Below are 15,127 nucleotides of genomic sequence, written 5' to 3' on the forward strand. Positions count from 1 at the left end.
CGACGATGGGCGACGCCATGAGCACCGAGACCGCAGCCACGCCCAGCACCGACGACACCTCCCTCGGCGAGCCGGCCACGCCGCCCCGCGGGCCGGTCACGTCGGCGTCGTACTCGATCACCGTCCGGGTCACCGCCGACGGCGACCCGGCCTCCATCGGCCGCATCGCGACCGCGGTCGGCTCGGCCGGCGGCGCGGTGACCGCCATCGACGTCGTCGACTCCCGGTCGGACGGCCTGACCGTCGACGTCACCTGCTCCGCCGCGGACGCGGCCCACTCCGAGGAGATGGTCGACGCGCTGCGCGCCGTCCCCGGGGTGAAGGTCCGCAAGGTCAGCGACCGCACCTTCCTGCTGCACCTGGGCGGCAAGCTGGAGGTCGCCTCCCGGGTGCCGCTGAAGACCCGCGACGACCTGTCGATGGCCTACACCCCCGGCGTCGCGCGGGTCTGCCTGGCGCTGGCCGACAACCCCGACGACGTCCGCCGGCTGACCATCAAGGGCAACACCGTCGCCGTGGTCACCGACGGGTCGGCCGTCCTGGGGCTGGGCGACATCGGCCCGGGCGCGGCCATGCCCGTCATGGAGGGCAAGGCCGTCCTGTTCAAGCGGTTCGCCGACATCGACGCCTGGCCGATCTGCCTGGACACCCAGGACGTCGACGAGATCGTCCGCACCGTCGAGCTGATCGCCCCCGGCTTCGGTGGCATCAACCTCGAGGACATCGCCGCGCCGCGCTGCTTCGAGATCGAGGCCCGGCTGCGCGAGAAGCTCGACATCCCGGTCTTCCACGACGACCAGCACGGGACGGCGATCGTCGCGCTGGCCGCGCTGCGCAACGCGCTGCGCGTCGTCGACAAGCAGCTCGAGGACGTGAAGATCGTGGTCGCCGGCGGCGGCGCGGCCGGGACGGCGATCGTGCACCTGATGCTCAAGGCCGGCGCCCGGCGCGTGCTGGTGTGGGACCGCGAGGGCATCCTCTCGCCGGACGACGAGCGCCTCTCGCCGGCCAAGCGGGACCTCGCCGAGCGCACCAACCCCGATGGCGTGCGCGGCGAGCTACCCGACGCGCTGGTCGACGCCGACGTCTTCATCGGCGTGAGCGCCGGCAACGTGCTGCCCGTCGAGGCGCTGGCGCGCATGGCGCCGAACGCCGTCGTCTTCCCGATGGCCAACCCGACCCCCGAGGTGGACCCGGTGCGGGCCCGGCAGCACGCCGCCGTCGTGGCCTCGGGCCGCTCGGACCTGCCGAACCAGATCAACAACGTGCTGGCGTTCCCCGGGATGTTCCGCGGGCTGCTCGACGCGCGGGCGCGGGAGATCAGCGACGGGATGCTGCTGGCGGCGGCAGAGGCCATCGCCGGTGTCGTCAAGGACGACCAGCTCAACGCCAACTACATCATCCCGAGCGTCTTCGACCCCGCCGTCACGTCGGCCGTCGCCGCGGCGGTGGCCGACCAGGCGCGGCAGGAGCCCGGCGCCACCGCGCCGGTGAGCGAGGTGGAGAGCCTCACCGGCCAGTAGGCCCGCGGGTCGGGCCCGCAGGAGCTGCTGCCGATCCGCCGCGCCAGACCACCTCGACGGCCCGGGTCCGGGTCACGTCGCGTTGCGGCTCGCCGCGGACGAGGACCAGGTCGGCACGGAGTCCCGGTGCGATCCGGCCGCGGTCGGCGAGACCGAAGGCGGCGGCGGGAGCGCTGGTCGCCGCGGCCAGCGCAGCCGCGGTGGACAGGCCCGACCGCACCAGCAGGGCGAGCTCGTCGTGCAGGCTGGCGCCGTGGGCGGTGCCCGGGCTCCCGGCATCGGTCCCGGCCAGCAGCGGCGCGCCCGCCTCGGCCAGCCGGGCGACGCCGGTCATGGCGTGCTCGAGCCCGCCGGGGACGGCGGGTGGGCCGGGGAAGCCCGCCTCCAGCAAGGCACGGTCTCGCGGGTCGAGGCGCGGCCCGAGGTCCGGATCGGCGCTGAGGTCGTGTCCCCGCGGCTGCCCGGTGCGGGCAGCCAGCGAGGTCAGGGTCGGCACCACGAAGACGCCCTTCCGCACGACGGCCTCGACGAGACCCGCGGACGGGGGCTGGTCGACGAACAGGTGGGCCAACCCGTCCACGCCGGCGTCCACGGCGAGCAGCGCGTCCGCGTGGGTGAGGACGTGCGCGACGACGAGCAGGCCGTGTGCGTGCCCGGCGCGGACCAGGGCGCGCACCGTGGCGGGGTCCAGGGTGGGGCAGGGCTGCCCGGTGACGGTGCCGTCCTCGAGCACCAGCTTGAGGTGGTCCGAGCCCTCCGCCACCCGGGCCGCGACGAAGCCCTCCGCCTCCTCGGGCCCGCGCACCGTCGGGAAGGGAGCCAGGAGGCCCCGCTGGACCAGCCGGCTCGGGTGCCCGCCGGGCGCAGTCGCGCCGGTACCGGCGGAGCGGACGTCAGCCGTGCGGGGATCGACCGCGGCCTGACGGCGCAGCGACCGGACGAGCTCGGGGTCGGCGAACATGTCGACCTCGGTGGTGACCCCGCACCGCAGCGCCGTCTCGAGCGCGCCGGGGGAGACGTGGGTGTGCGCGTCGACCAGGCCAGGGAGGAGGGTGGCGCCGCGGCCGTCCACCACCGGGGTGCCCGGCGGCGGGACCGGCCGGCCCCCGACCGCTGCGATCCGGCCGTCGAGGACCAGCACCGGGGTCGCCGCGGAGAAGAGCCGCCCGTCGAAAACCGTCGCGCCCTCCACCAGGAAGCTGCCCGACGCCGGTCCCATCACGCCCCCCTCGAGCCCCCGTCCGGTCCCCGTTCCGCTGCCGCCGGACGGCGCGACCGCCAGGACGCCGACCCGCCCTCACCCGGGGGCTCCGGCGGACGACGAGTGGCTAGTCGCGGTCGGCGTCCTCGGCGGCGGTGGACTCCTCCGGCTCGAAGGTGTCGGCCTCGCCGAGCCCGATGCCGACGCCGGTGTCGGTCGGGACCGACGGTCCGTCCTCGGTGCCCTGCTCCGGCGCCGACGGACGGGTCTCGTCCACCGGCGGCCGGCCCTCTGCGCTCTCGGTCACGTCCCGGCCTCCCCACGCCGACTGGCCAGGACGCTAGGGACAGCCGGCATCCGGTGACAAGGCGCAGCGGCGCGTCGTCCTCGGACGGGGACGACCTCCGGCAACTCGCCGGCACCGGAGAGGGCTACCGGGATCGCGGGTGACCGGGCGCCGGTGGGGTGTCCCGGCGCGGCGGGACCACACGATCGGGGACGGCGGGAGACGGTCCTGCGCGGCATAGTGGCCGGGTGCCCGAGTTGCCCGAGGTGGAGGCGCTGACCGCGTTCCTGCGCGAGAACGCGGTGGGCCACGTGGTGACCCGCGTCGACCTGGCCGCCGTCCAGGCGATCAAGACCTTCGACCCGCCGCTGTCGGCGCTGGGCGGGCTGGAGCTCACCGGCGTCGCCCGGCACGGCAAGTTCCTCGACCTGGACGTCTCCGGCCTGCACCTCGTCGTCCACCTGGCGCGGGCCGGCTGGCTGCACTGGCGCACCGGGCTGCCCGCCGCTCCGCCCAAACCGGGCAAGGGGCCGCTGGCGCTGCGTGTGCACCTCGATGACGGGAACGGCTTCGACCTCACCGAGCAGGGCACCCGCAAGGGGCTGGCGGTCTACGTCGTCCGCTCGCCGGCCGAGGTGCCGGGCGTCGCGCGGCTCGGGCCCGACGCGCTGGAGGTCGACCGGGACGCGTTCGTGGCGCTGCTGGCCGGGCGCAGCGGCCAGCTCAAGGGCGCGCTCACCGACCAGACGCTGATCGCGGGGATCGGCAACGCCTACTCCGACGAGATCCTGCACGCGGCGCGGCTCTCGCCGTTCAAGATGGCCGACAAGCTCACCGACGAGGAGGCCCTGCGCCTCTACGACGCGATGCGGGCCACCCTCGCCGAGGCGCTGGAGCGCCAGGTCGGGCAGCAGGCGGCCACCATGAAGGGCGAGAAGCGCTCGGGGCTGCAGGTGCACGCCCGCACCGGCCTGCCCTGCCCGGTGTGCGGCGACACCGTCCGCGAGGTCAGCTTCGCCGACACCTCGCTGCAGTACTGCCCGACCTGCCAGACCGGCGGCAAGCCCCTGGCCGACCGGCGCATGTCCAAGCTGCTGCGCTGAAGGAAGGACCCGGTCCTCCCACCCCTCGCAGGCTCGGGGCGGGACCCGGGACGGGGCCGGCGGCGGGCCGGTGCGGCGCAGAATGCGCGCCGTGGCACTCTCCCGGCTGGTCACCCTCGACCTGTTCAGTGCGCTCATCGACTCGCGCACCGGCGGCTCGGCCGCGCTGGAGCGGATCACCGGCGGGCCGGGGGAGCGGCTCTACGACGCGTGGGACGCGGCCAACAAGGCCTCCCAACGCGACCTCGCGACCTGGGTGCCCTTCGCCGAGCACTGCCGCCGCGCGCTGACCGCCGCCTACGCCGAGCTGGGTGTCGCCCGGGACCCGGACGCCGACACCGAGCGTCTGCTCGACTCGGTCGGGGACTGGCCGCTGTGGCCGGACGTCGCGGAGGGGGTGCCGGCGCTCGCGGCCCGCGCCCGGGTCGGCGTCCTGTCCAACGTGGACGACGCCGTCTTCGCCCGCACACGAGTGGCGCCGCTCGTGGACGACGCCGGCGTCCTCACCTCCGAGCGGCTGCGGGCCTACAAGCCCGCCCCGGAGATCTACCTCCGGGCGCGGGAGCGCGCCGGCGGTCGGCTGGTGCACGTGGCGACGTCGGCGCGCGACGTCCGGGGCGCCCTCGCAGCCGGCATCGAGGTGGTCCGGCTGCGTCGGCCCGGCCACCGGCTGGACCCCGAGGGCGGGACGCCCCAGGTGGAGGCGGCCGATCTGCGCGAGGTCGCCCGGCAGCTGGACTAGCTCGATCGCGATCTTCCCGGGAGGTGCCGAGCGTCGTCGATCACGAGGGACAGCGGGGCCGGCCCGCGCTGTCGCCAGTGGCTGCTGTCGGCTGCTCGCAGCCGAGGCTGGATGTGCTGAGGACGGATCGAGGACGTCATCTGCGAGGAATTGCCGCCAGTGCAGTGCACCCATAGCCTCCAGGCTGGGTCAGAGGCGCCCCCGCGATGGCGACAGGACCGGCGATGACAACCTCACAACACGAGACGCCTGCCCTCGACCGTCGGTCGCTGCGCAAGCTCATGACCGCAGGGCTCATCGGGAGCTCGATCGAGTGGTACGACTTCTTCATCTACGCCACTGCGGCGGCGTTGGTCTTCGGTGAGCTGTTCTTCCCCGACGCCTCTCCGCTCGTCGGCACGTTGCTGGCCTTCAGCACCTTCTGGGCCGGCTTCATCGCCCGCCCCATCGGCGGCCTGGTCTTCGGCCACTTCGGGGACAAGGTCGGCCGCAAGCCGGCCCTCGTCACCTGCCTCGTCCTGATGGGGTCGGCGACCTTCCTCATCGGTCTGCTGCCTACGGCCGACTCGATTGGCGTGCTCGCGCCGATCGCGCTCGTCGTGCTGCGCTTCCTGCAGGGCATCGCGGTCGGCGGGCAGTGGGGCGGGGTCATCCTCCTGCTCACCGAGAACGCTGGGCGGGACCGCCAGGGACGCGCGGGCACCTTCGGACAGATGGGCGTTCCCATCGGCGTCATCCTGGGCAACGTCGTCTTCCTGGTGGTCAGCGCCACCGTGAGCCCGGAGGCCTTCCTCTCCTGGGGCTGGCGCATCCCGTTCCTGGCCAGTGCCGTGCTGCTCCCCGTGGTCATGTTCATCCAGCTCCGGGTCGAGGACACCCCGGTCTTCCGCCAGTTGCAGGAGCACCACGGCCAGGCTCCCGAGGCACAGGTGGCGCAGGCGCCGATCAAGGAGGTCGTGCGCAAGCACCGCCGGCCGGTGCTGCTCGGCGCAGGTCTGCTGTTCGGCACCAACGCGATCTTCTACATCAGCATCGCCGGGGTCCTGGACTACGCCACGCGCGACCTCGGCGTCGACCGCGACGAGTTGCTGACCATCACGCTCGCCGCCTCGGCGATCTCCGTGTTCGTCATCTACTTCAGCGGGGCGCTGTCGGACCGGATCGGCCGCCGGCCGCCGATCCTGCTGGGCGCGGCGATCATCGCCCTGTGGGCGTTCCCGTTCTTCTGGCTCATCGACACCGCGTCGCTACCACTGATCTTCCTGGCGCTCGTCGGTGGGCTGATCGGGTCATCCCTCACCTATGGCCCCTTGGCCGCCTACCTGGCCGAGCTGTTCGAGCCGCGGATCCGTTACTCGGGGGCCTCGCTGGCATATCAGCTGGCTGCCATCCTGGTGAGCGGAGCCACACCATTTCTGATGACCGCGTTGCTCGCGGCCACGGGTACGTCGGCCTCGGTGTCGGTCTACATCTTCCTCATGGGCGCGATCACGTTCGTCTCGGCGCTCGTCCTGCGCGAGACCCGCACCAAGGACGAGATCCGCGGCGGGCCGGGCCAGGGCACCAGGAGGACGGAGTCGACGACCGGGATGGCCCCTGGCGACCCGCGGCCGAGCACCTGACGGTGATGACGGTCGCGCCGCCTGGCCGACCATGACGGGTCGGCCGCGGACCAGGACTCGACCTCGACCACGCCGCTGACTGGTGCGGGTGGTGGCGACGACGCCAGGCCCAGACCGCGCCGCCCACCACCGGACCCGAGGAAGGCGCCACCGTGAGTGCCGGTGCAGTACTAGTCGGCCGGGCGGCGGACGGTCAGCCAGGACGCGGCTCGCGCCACGACGGAGCTGCTGGCGCCGCCGTCCCCGGTCTCGGTCGGCGCGTCGGCGAGCGAGCCGACCTCCGACCACCAGTCGGTCAGCGGCGGCGGCGCCAGGACGTCGACCCGCTGTCCCGGCCGCGGCACCGCCACCCGGACCTCCGAGCGCTCCGCCGCGGCGCACAGCCGCTGCACCGGCTCGGCCCAGCGGTGGAAGGCCAGGTTGAACGTCGCCCAGTGCACCGGCACCAGCAGCCCGCCGCCGAGGTCGCCGTGCGCCCGGACGGCCTCCTCCGGCGTCATGTGGATGTAGGCCCAGGCGTCGTTGTAGGCGCCGATCGGCAGCAGCGTCAGGTCGAAGGGGCCCAGCAGCGCGCCGATCGCGGCGAACGCCGGGGTGTAGCCGGTGTCGCCACCGAAGAAGACCCGGTGCCGCGGTCCGGCCACCACCCAGGACGCCCACAGCGTCGTGTCGCGGGTGAGGAAGCGCCCGGAGAAGTGCCGCGCCTCGGTGCAGGTCAGCCTGAGGCCGGCGACGTCCACCGCGCCGTCCCAGTCCAGCTCGACGACCCGCTCCTCCGGCACGCCCCAGCCGCGCAGGTGCGCGCCCAGCCCCAGCGGGACGACGAACGGCGCGGTCTGCGTGCGCAGCAGCCCGCGCACCGTGGGCAGGTCGAGGTGGTCGTAGTGGTCGTGCGAGACGAGGACGGCGTCGACCCTCGGCAGCTCCTCCAGCGGTAGGGGCACCGGGTGCAGCCGGGTCGGCCCGACCAGCGGGGACGGCGACACCCGCTCGCCCCACACCGGGTCGACCAGCACCCGCCGGCCGTCGACCTCGAGCAGTGCGCTGGAGTGGCCGAACCAGGTCACGGCCAGCTCGCCGGCCTCCGCGGGGAGCTCGGGGCGGGCCAGCGGCACCGGGCGCGCCGGCAGGCCGGTGGAGCGCTCCTCGTGCATCTGCCGCAGCAGGCCGCGCTGCGCGCTGGCCGGTGGCAGCGCCGGGGTCCTCAGCCGGTTGTGGAAGCGGCCCTCGGCGAACTGCGGCGAGCCGGCGGCGTGGGCCCGGACCTCGCGCTGACTGGCGCCCAGGGCGGTGGGCAGGCCCCAGGCGGCGCGGGCGACCCACGCGGCGGGTCCGGCGAGGCTGGCGGCGACGGCCAGCGCGGTGCGGCGGGAGGCGGAGGAGGGCACGACACCCAGCATCCCAGCCGGGGACGGCGAGGCGGCGTCGGCCGGGAGGGGAGCGCACCCCGCCGGCGGCGGTTGCCAGGCCGGAGGCGGCGTCCGAGCATGGCCCCGTGACCGACGACGCACGGCCCGCCGACCCGGACGGCGACGGCGGCGACCCGGCGTGCTGGCTGCGCCGGGTGTGCCCGGCCTGCGGGCGACTCGCCGACACCGACCCACCGGTCCGCTGCGCCGCCTGCGGAGAGCTGCTCCCCGCGGAGTAGGCCGGCTCCGGGGCGTCCCCGGGACTGCGAGGGGACCCGGGGGAGCGGTCCCGTCCCGGGTCGAAGGGTGGGGCGGACGGGGTCCTCTCAGGCGGCGCTGCGGTCGGCCCGTGGCGCGGCCAGGACGAAGTCGCTCAGCGCACGGCGCAGGGCCACGCCCAGCCGGTCGGCGGGCACGTGCAGCTCGTCGCGCACTGCCAGCGGCAGCCCCTGGCCGGCCAGGTGCGCGGCCAGGGCGAGGTCCTCGTCGAGCAGCTGCTGCCGGAGGGCCACCGCACGCTGGACGTCGGCGGGGGCGGGCAGCGGGTGGCCCGGGCCCGCCGACAGCAGCAGCCGCGTGTAGACGCGGGTCGAGTCCTGGTCCTCCGGCTGCAGGAGGAACTGGACGACCGTGACCGCGCCGGAGTCGAGGGACTCGAGCCGCAGCAGCACCTGGAACGGCGCCCGGTACACGCAGGTCACCCGTCGGCGCTGCCGCAGCGGCCGCTCGCCGGTGGCCACGCCCGGGTCGGCCGGGTCGTCGAACCACTGCTCCTGCACGCTGCGGAAGCCGCCCGGCTCCGGCTCGACGTCGTACGCGGGCACCTCCGGGTGGTCGGCCGCGCCGACGGTCGCGGCGTGCGCGAACGGGACGTGGGCGACGTCGAGGAAGACGTCGGCCAGCACGCCCGCCGTCGCCCCGGAGCGCTGCGGCGGCAGCCGGCCGGTCACGAAGCGCCGGTCGCCGTCCTCGGGGAAGTCCAGCGGCGCGTCGCGCGGCTCGGCCGGGGCGAGCCAGACCACGCCGAGTCGCTCGCGGACGCCGTGCGCGGGCGGGTCGACCTCCAGCCGGTCGGTGCGGCGCAGCGTCCAGGTGCGCCCGAGCAGCCGCACCTGCAGCCAGCCGCCGGTGCGCAGCTCGCCGGAGAGCGCCACCGGGTGCCAGGCCGACTCCAGCGCCGGGTCGAGGTTGCCGAGGACCGGCCCCCGAGGAGCCGGCGACGACGGGACCGGCTCGGGCGCCGTGTCCGCTGTCGGCCGCGGCGGCGTCGGGACGACGGTGCGCTCGGGGGCCAGCCAGACCCAGCCGTGCCGCTCCTCCACCGCCCAGGGCACCGGCAGGTCCGCCCGCGGGGGCGCCGTCCCCTCGGGTCCCAGGGACGGGAGGGAGACGCAGCGGCCCTCGGCGTCGTACTGCCAGCCGTGGTACGGGCAGGTCAGCCGCCCGTCGACGACCGTGGCGGCGGTCAGCGGCACCAGCCGGTGCGGGCACCGGGCCGGGAAGGCGCTCACCTGGCCGCCCGGCCGCAGCCGGACCAGCACGTAGGCCCGCCCGCCGGCGGCCACCGGCAGCGGCCTGGTCCCGACGTCGGCGGCGCGCGCCACCGGGTACCAGCCCGTCGTCGTCCCCGCGGATGTGGTCATGACCCATTGCAGCGCCGCCGGGTTCCCGCCCGGTTACGGCTGCCCGACAGTTGAGCTACCTCGGGCGTCGACGGGCGGGTTGCGCACAACGAAACGGTCACCGACGACGCATTACGGACAGACTTGTCTCTAGAGTGACCGCGGTCACCGGAACCAGGTGACCAGGACGACAGGGAGAGGCACCGTGACACCACCCGCTGAACGCAGGCTCCTGACGCCGGAGGAGTACCGCGAGGCCCAGGCCTCCCCGGAGTTCGTCGAGCTGAAGCGACGCTTCCGCCGCTTCGCCTTCCCGATGACCGTGGCCTTCCTGACCTGGTACCTGCTCTACGTCCTGCTCTCGACCTACGCGGCGGACTTCATGGCCACGCCGGTGTTCGGCAACATCAACCTCGGCATCCTGCTGGGCCTGGGCCAGTTCATCTCGACGTTCGTGATCACCCACGTCTACGTGGCGCACGCCAACAAGCGCACCGATCCGATCTCCGACGACATGCGTGAGCGGCTGGAGCACCACGAGTACGCGCGCCCCAGTGGTGTCGGTGTCACCCGAGGCGCCGACGAGACCCCCGGAGGAGGGCACTGATGTTCTTCGCTGCCCCCGCCGCTCCGGCGACGACCACCGTCGGGAACCCGGCGGTCAACATCTCGATCTTCGGGGCCTTCGTCCTCGTCACGCTGGCCATCACCTTCAAGGCCAGCCGCAACAACAAGAGCGCGGCCGACTACTACGCCGCCGGCCGCAACATCAGCGGCACCCAGAACGGGCTGGCCATCGCGGGTGACTACCTGTCGGCCGCGTCGTTCCTCGGCATCGCCGGCGCCATCGCCATCTACGGCTACGACGGCTTCCTGTACTCCATCGGCTTCCTCGTCGCCTGGCTGGTCGCCCTCCTGCTCGTCGCCGAGCTCATGCGCAACACGGCGCGGTACACGATGGCCGACGTGCTGGCCTTCCGGATGCGCCAGCGGCCCGTCCGCACCGCGGCGGCGACCTCGACCCTCGTGGTCAGCCTCTTCTACCTGCTCGCCCAGATGGCCGGCGCCGGCGCGCTGGTCACCCTGCTGCTCGGCGTCACCGGGGAGCTGGCGCAGGCGGTCGTCGTGATCCTCGTCGGTGCCCTGATGATGGTCTACGTGCTCGTCGGTGGCATGCGCGGCACGACCTACGTGCAGATCATCAAGGCGACGCTGCTCATCGCCGGCGCCGGCGTCATGACGGTCTGGGTGCTGGGCAAGTACGGCTTCAACCTCTCCGCGCTGCTCGGCGGCGCGGTCGACACCTCCGCGACCCAGGCCACACCGCGCGACGTCCTGTCCCCGGGGGGCCAGTACGGCGCGACCAACATCTCGAGGCTGGACTTCATCTCGCTGGCGCTCGCGCTGGTGTTCGGGACGGCCGGCCTGCCGCACGTGCTGATGCGCTTCTACACCGTCCCCACCGCCAAGGACGCCCGCCGCTCGGTGGTCTGGGCCATCTGGCTGATCGGCATCTTCTACCTGTTCAGCCTGGTGATCGGCTATGGCGCCGGTGCGCTGGTCGGCGCCGACACCATCCTGGCGGCGCCCGGTGCGGTCAACGCGGCAGCGCCGCTGCTGGCCTTCGAGCTCGGCGGCACGATCCTGCTCGGCGTCATCGCCGGCGTCGCGTTCGCGACGATCCTCGCGGTGGTCGCCGGCCTGACGATCACCGCGTCGGCGTCCTTCGCGCACGACATCTACGCCTCGGTCCTCAAGAAGGGTCAGGTGAACCCGAACGCCGAGGTCAAGGTGGCCCGGATCGCCGCGATCGTGATCGGCGCCGTCTCCATCGGGCTGGGGATCCTGGCGCTGCAGGCCGGGCTGAACATCGCCTTCCTGGTGGCCCTGGCGTTCGCCATCGCGGCCTCGGCGAACCTGCCGACGATCATCTACACCCTGTTCTGGCAGCGGTTCACCACGCAGGGCGCGCTCTGGTCGATCTACGGCGGGCTGATCACCTGCGTGACGCTCATCCTGTTCTCGCCAGTGGTGTCCGGTGCGCCGGTCAACCCGGCGACCGGCAAGAGCCCGTCGCTGATCCAGGACGTCGACTTCTCCTGGTTCCCGCTGAACAACCCCGGCCTCGTGTCGATCCCGCTGTCGTTCTTCCTCGGCTGGCTCGGCACGAAGCTGTCCAAGGAACAGCCCGACGAGCTCAAGAACGCCGAGCTCGAGGTTCGGGCGCTCACCGGGATCGGTGCGGAGAAGGCCGTCGCCCACTGAAGAAGGACCACCCTCCCCCACGCCTCGCTCCGCTCGGCGCGGGTCCCTGGAGGGTGGCCGGTTCCAGCACCTCGCCAGGCGCGCGTCCCCGTTCGCGGGGGCGCGCGCCTCGCGCGTTCCCGGACCGTCCCCGACGATCAGCTGAGCTGGTCGTCCCCGGTCCTGGCTCACCTCCGGTCGTGAGCCAGGACCCGCGACGATCAGCTCGGCTGATCGTCGGCAGGCAGCCCAGCAGGGTCAGGCGGCGGCCCTGGCCGGGGCGGTGTCAGGGGCGAGGACGGCGTCCGCGGGCGCGACCGGGACGGCGGCGGCGTGGGCGCGGCGGTGTCGGACGGCCCAGCGGGTGACCAGGCCGGTGAGGACGACGAGCCCGGCGACCAGGTGCTGGCCGGGCGCGGCCACGGCGACGGCGAGGGCCGCGGCGTAGACCACCGTCAGCAGGACGGCGGGGAGTGACAGGTGCACGGTGCTCTCCTCCGGCGGGGGCGGCCCGCCGGCCGGTGGCCGGGGTCTGACGTGACCCGGCCACCGGCGCGGCGACGGCGCAGGGTGGGGCGGGGGTCAGGACCTCACTTGAGCATGTCCTTGGCCTTTTGGAGCAGCGACTGCCCCGGCATCTGCGGCGTGGAGAACAGCCGCGGGTCGCCGGGCGGCAGGATCGGCGCGTCGGCGGTCGCCTCGATCGGGCGGGCGCGGAACTCCGACCGCCCGTCGACCGAGGGGCCCGACGCCCACCGGCCGGCCGAGGCCTCGGGGCCGTCGGAGGCGTCGACGAACGTGTAGCCGAGGTCCCCGACCTCCTCCTCCAGCGGGAAGGCCTCGGGCACCGGGATGCCCTCGATCCCGTCGGACTTGAGCTCCTCGGTCGCGGCCAGCCACTGCTGCTGGTGGTAGTGGTCGCGGGTGATGAGGAACCGGAGCATGTCCTTGACGCCGGGGTCGTCGGTCATGTTGTAGAGCCGGGCCACCTGCAGCCGGCCCTGCATCTCGGCGGTGGCGTTGTACATGAAGTCGGCCATGAGGTTGCCGCTCGCGGTCACGTAGGCGCCGGTCCACGGGTTGCCCATGCTGTCCATGTAGGACGCGCCCTGGCCGTTCTGGATCAGGTGCTGCGGGTTGTGCTGCCCGTAGCCGGCGGCGGCCTCCTTGGTGCGGTCGGCCGAGTCCGGCTTGAGCGGCGCGTGGTCGAGCAGCCGGTCGATCATCGTCACGATCATCTCGACGTGGGCCAGCTCCTCGGTGCCGATCGAGAGGAGGAGGTCCTTGTACTTGCCGGGCAGCCGGCAGTTCCAGCCCTGCAGCAGGTACTGCGTGGCGACGGTCATCTCCCCCCACTGACCGCCGAGGATCTCCTGCATCTTGCGGGCGAAGTCCGGGTCGGGACCGTCGGGCTTGGCCTCGTACTGCAGGGCGTGGGTGTGCGTGAACACGGGGTCTCCCTTGCGTCGTCGCGACCACCGCCGATGCGGTGACACCAGGGATCTGCCCGCGCCGGTTGGCCCACCCGTGCCGAGCGCTGGCCCGACGGTGCCAACTCTGTGATCCGTCGGCCTACCGGCCATGGTCGTGACGACTGGGGCCCGGAGGGTCTCGCGAGGAGCGGCCGAGGGGGTCCAGCGCAGCAGGGGGACGGCACGTGGCCGCGGTGTCGGGTCGAGGAGTGGGGGCCGAAGGCCTCCGCGACGAGGCCCGGGATGGGTTCAGCGCAGCAGGGGGACGGCACGTGGCCGCGGTGTCGGCCGGTAGGCCGACGGTGTCACCGGTGTCATCTGTCGGGGAGCTGCACGGTGAGGGTCAGCGACTCGCCGTCCTCCGCCCACACGATCTGGCCGCCGAGCTCGCCGGTCTGCCGCCGCACCGACCACAGCCCCAGGCCGGTGAGGTCCGGCGGCGGGGAGTCGGTGCGCAGGTGCCCGAGCAACCGCTCCGGGCGGACGACGGCCTGCGTCAGCGCCAGGTCGACCCAGTGGGCGCGACATCGGACGGTCAGCCGGACCGCGGCGCCGTTCCCGTGCCGGTGCGCGTTCTCCAGGAGGTTGGTGAGGATCCGCTGGACGCGGGCGTCGGCGACTGCGACGTCCTCCGCACCCGGGCCGAGGTGCACGGTCAGCTGGGTGCCGGGCAGCCCGGAGGCGGCCACGGACGCGCGGACGACGTCCCCCAGCCGGCGCGTTCCACGCCCCAGCGGCGCGGCTCCGCCCGTGGCCGCCGCCGTCCGCAGCATGGAGGCCAGGTGGGCCGTCTGCGCGCGGGCCAGCTCCAGGACCTCGCCGGGGTCCGGCACCGGGCCGGGGGACGGCCCGGACGGCCGGCCCAGCGTCCCGAGCAGCGCCTCCAGCGAGGCCAGCGGCGAGCGCATGTCGTGGCACAGCGCCCGCACCAGCGCCTCGCTGGGCTCGGGTGCTTCGCCGCCGCCGCCGCCGTCCGGCCGTGCCGGGGCGCGGTGCCGCAGGAAGCGGCGCAGCGCCGGCACCACCCGGCGGGACGAGGAGGACGTCGGGGGGTTGGCGGCCAGGGTCATGGGCACCTCCGGGGTGCGTCCGGTCAGCAGCGCCGACGCAGCTGTCCGTGTGGGGAGAGATGGAGCCGAGCGACGCAGGTGCTGAGCGCCGTCCGCAGGTCGACGTCGTGCTCGTCGACGACCACCCGTTGTTCAGCCGGGGCCTGGCCCTGCTGTTGCCGGGGGTGAGCCAGGGGCAGGTGCGCGTCGTGGCGACGACCGACGACGCCTCCGCGGCCGCGGCGATGGTGCGCCGCCACCACGCCGACGTCGCCGTGGTGGACCTGCACATGCCGCCGCCGGGCGGCACGCGGGCGATCGCCGCGATCCGCCGCGCGGACCCGACGGTCCGCATCGTGGCGCTGTCCGGCCAGGCCGAGGAGGACGCCGTCCTGGAGGCGCTGCGGGCCGGGGCGGCGGGCTACCTGCCCAAGACCGCCGACCCCGACGCGCTGGTGCGCCCGCTGCTGGCGGTCCTCGACGGCTGGTCGGTGATCCCCGAGGACCTCCTGCGCCGGCTGCTCGAGGACTCCGCGCCCTCCGGCGAGCAGGGCCTCGCGCAGCGGCTGACCGCCGACGAGCGCCGGCTGTGGCGGTTGGTGGCCGACGGTACGAGCACCGTGGAGATCGCCACGACGCTGCACGTCTCCGAGCGGACGGCGAAGCGCCTGGTGGCCGCGCTGCTGCGGACCCTGGGCGTCGCGACTCGGGTCGAGGCGGCGGCGCTGGCCGGGCGCGTGCACCTGGGCGGCAACGACAAGCACGGCTGAGCTCCGCACGGGCGCAGCCTCGGAGTCCATCGCCGCCCAGCTACCCGCAACGGTGATCGACACGCGCGGTCCTGGTGGGGCGTG

General features: G+C 74.2%; 15 protein-coding genes. 8 read left to right on the plus strand and 7 right to left on the minus strand.

What is annotated here, in order from left to right:
- The first annotated feature begins 17 nt into the window (after window positions 1–17).
- Window positions 18–1,523, plus strand: a complete 1,506-nt coding sequence (locus ACWIX3_RS05190; protein ID WP_448611011.1) for a malic enzyme-like NAD(P)-binding protein — start codon at window positions 18–20, stop codon at window positions 1,521–1,523.
- On the opposite strand, the gene ACWIX3_RS05195 is transcribed toward ACWIX3_RS05190, so the two are convergent.
- Both ACWIX3_RS05195 and ACWIX3_RS05200 read right to left on the minus strand, forming a co-directional pair.
- Entirely contained in the window at window positions 1,510–2,742 is a 1,233-nt protein-coding gene (locus ACWIX3_RS05195; RefSeq protein ID WP_448611012.1) for an amidohydrolase family protein, read from the minus strand. The two genes, ACWIX3_RS05190 and ACWIX3_RS05195, sit on opposite strands and share 14 nt — an antisense overlap.
- Before the next feature lie 109 nt (window positions 2,743–2,851).
- Window positions 2,852–3,031 (minus strand): hypothetical protein, encoded by a 180-nt coding sequence (locus ACWIX3_RS05200; protein ID WP_448611013.1) that lies wholly within the window; start codon window positions 3,029–3,031, stop codon window positions 2,852–2,854.
- Window positions 3,032–3,258: 227 nt separating this feature from the next.
- Between ACWIX3_RS05200 and ACWIX3_RS05205 the strand changes: the two genes are divergently transcribed.
- The 3 genes from ACWIX3_RS05205 to ACWIX3_RS05215 all read left to right on the plus strand — a co-directional run bounded on the left by ACWIX3_RS05205 (window position 3,259) and on the right by ACWIX3_RS05215 (window position 6,477).
- Window positions 3,259–4,113 carry an Fpg/Nei family DNA glycosylase gene (locus tag ACWIX3_RS05205; RefSeq protein ID WP_448611014.1) on the plus strand — a complete coding sequence of 285 codons (855 nt, stop codon included), beginning with the start codon at window positions 3,259–3,261 and terminating at the stop codon, window positions 4,111–4,113.
- Between the two features lie 91 nt (window positions 4,114–4,204).
- Window positions 4,205–4,855, plus strand: coding sequence for an HAD family hydrolase (locus ACWIX3_RS05210; RefSeq protein WP_448611015.1), 651 nt, complete (start codon window positions 4,205–4,207; stop codon window positions 4,853–4,855).
- A gap of 224 nt (window positions 4,856–5,079) precedes the next feature.
- The gene (locus ACWIX3_RS05215) at window positions 5,080–6,477 is read left to right on the plus strand and encodes an MFS transporter (RefSeq protein WP_448611016.1); all 1,398 of its coding nucleotides are present in this window, start codon (window positions 5,080–5,082) and stop codon (window positions 6,475–6,477) included.
- Between the two features lie 170 nt (window positions 6,478–6,647).
- Here the strand turns inward: ACWIX3_RS05215 and ACWIX3_RS05220 are convergent, their stop codons facing one another.
- Window positions 6,648–7,865: an MBL fold metallo-hydrolase gene (locus ACWIX3_RS05220; RefSeq protein WP_448611017.1), complete on the minus strand. Its 1,218-nt coding sequence runs from the start codon at window positions 7,863–7,865 to the stop codon at window positions 6,648–6,650.
- Between the two features lie 107 nt (window positions 7,866–7,972).
- Between ACWIX3_RS05220 and ACWIX3_RS05225 the strand changes: the two genes are divergently transcribed.
- Window positions 7,973–8,125 (plus strand): hypothetical protein, encoded by a 153-nt coding sequence (locus ACWIX3_RS05225; RefSeq protein ID WP_448611018.1) that lies wholly within the window; start codon window positions 7,973–7,975, stop codon window positions 8,123–8,125.
- An 87-nt stretch (window positions 8,126–8,212) separates the two neighbouring features.
- On the opposite strand, the gene ACWIX3_RS05230 is transcribed toward ACWIX3_RS05225, so the two are convergent.
- Window positions 8,213–9,529, minus strand: coding sequence for a Rieske 2Fe-2S domain-containing protein (locus ACWIX3_RS05230; protein WP_448611019.1), 1,317 nt, complete (start codon window positions 9,527–9,529; stop codon window positions 8,213–8,215).
- Window positions 9,530–9,713: 184 nt separating this feature from the next.
- Between ACWIX3_RS05230 and ACWIX3_RS05235 the strand changes: the two genes are divergently transcribed.
- Together ACWIX3_RS05235 and ACWIX3_RS05240 are read left to right on the plus strand one after the other, a co-directional pair.
- Window positions 9,714–10,115 carry a DUF485 domain-containing protein gene (locus tag ACWIX3_RS05235; protein ID WP_448611020.1) on the plus strand — a complete coding sequence of 134 codons (402 nt, stop codon included), beginning with the start codon at window positions 9,714–9,716 and terminating at the stop codon, window positions 10,113–10,115.
- Window positions 10,115–11,773 carry a solute symporter family protein gene (locus ACWIX3_RS05240; RefSeq protein ID WP_448611021.1) on the plus strand — a complete coding sequence of 553 codons (1,659 nt, stop codon included), beginning with the start codon at window positions 10,115–10,117 and terminating at the stop codon, window positions 11,771–11,773. Before ACWIX3_RS05235 ends, ACWIX3_RS05240 begins: the two co-directional genes overlap by 1 nt.
- A 237-nt stretch (window positions 11,774–12,010) precedes the next feature.
- Here ACWIX3_RS05240 and ACWIX3_RS05245 read toward each other — a convergent pair whose 3' ends face one another.
- The 3 genes from ACWIX3_RS05245 to ACWIX3_RS05255 form a co-directional block, all read right to left on the minus strand.
- The gene (locus tag ACWIX3_RS05245) at window positions 12,011–12,238 is read right to left on the minus strand and encodes a hypothetical protein (RefSeq protein WP_448611022.1); all 228 of its coding nucleotides are present in this window, start codon (window positions 12,236–12,238) and stop codon (window positions 12,011–12,013) included.
- A 104-nt stretch (window positions 12,239–12,342) separates the two neighbouring features.
- Window positions 12,343–13,203: a manganese catalase family protein gene (locus tag ACWIX3_RS05250; protein WP_091223015.1), complete on the minus strand. Its 861-nt coding sequence runs from the start codon at window positions 13,201–13,203 to the stop codon at window positions 12,343–12,345.
- Window positions 13,204–13,538: 335 nt separating this feature from the next.
- A complete protein-coding gene (locus ACWIX3_RS05255; RefSeq protein WP_448611023.1) occupies window positions 13,539–14,294 on the minus strand; it encodes a sensor histidine kinase in 756 nt (251 codons plus the stop codon).
- A 59-nt stretch (window positions 14,295–14,353) separates the two neighbouring features.
- Here ACWIX3_RS05255 and ACWIX3_RS05260 point away from each other — a divergent pair, with 59 nt between their 5' ends.
- Entirely contained in the window at window positions 14,354–15,043 is a 690-nt protein-coding gene (locus ACWIX3_RS05260; protein WP_448611024.1) for a response regulator, read from the plus strand.
- Window positions 15,044–15,127: the final 84 nt, after the last annotated feature.

Source organism: Geodermatophilus sp. URMC 60 (assembly GCF_053502585.1).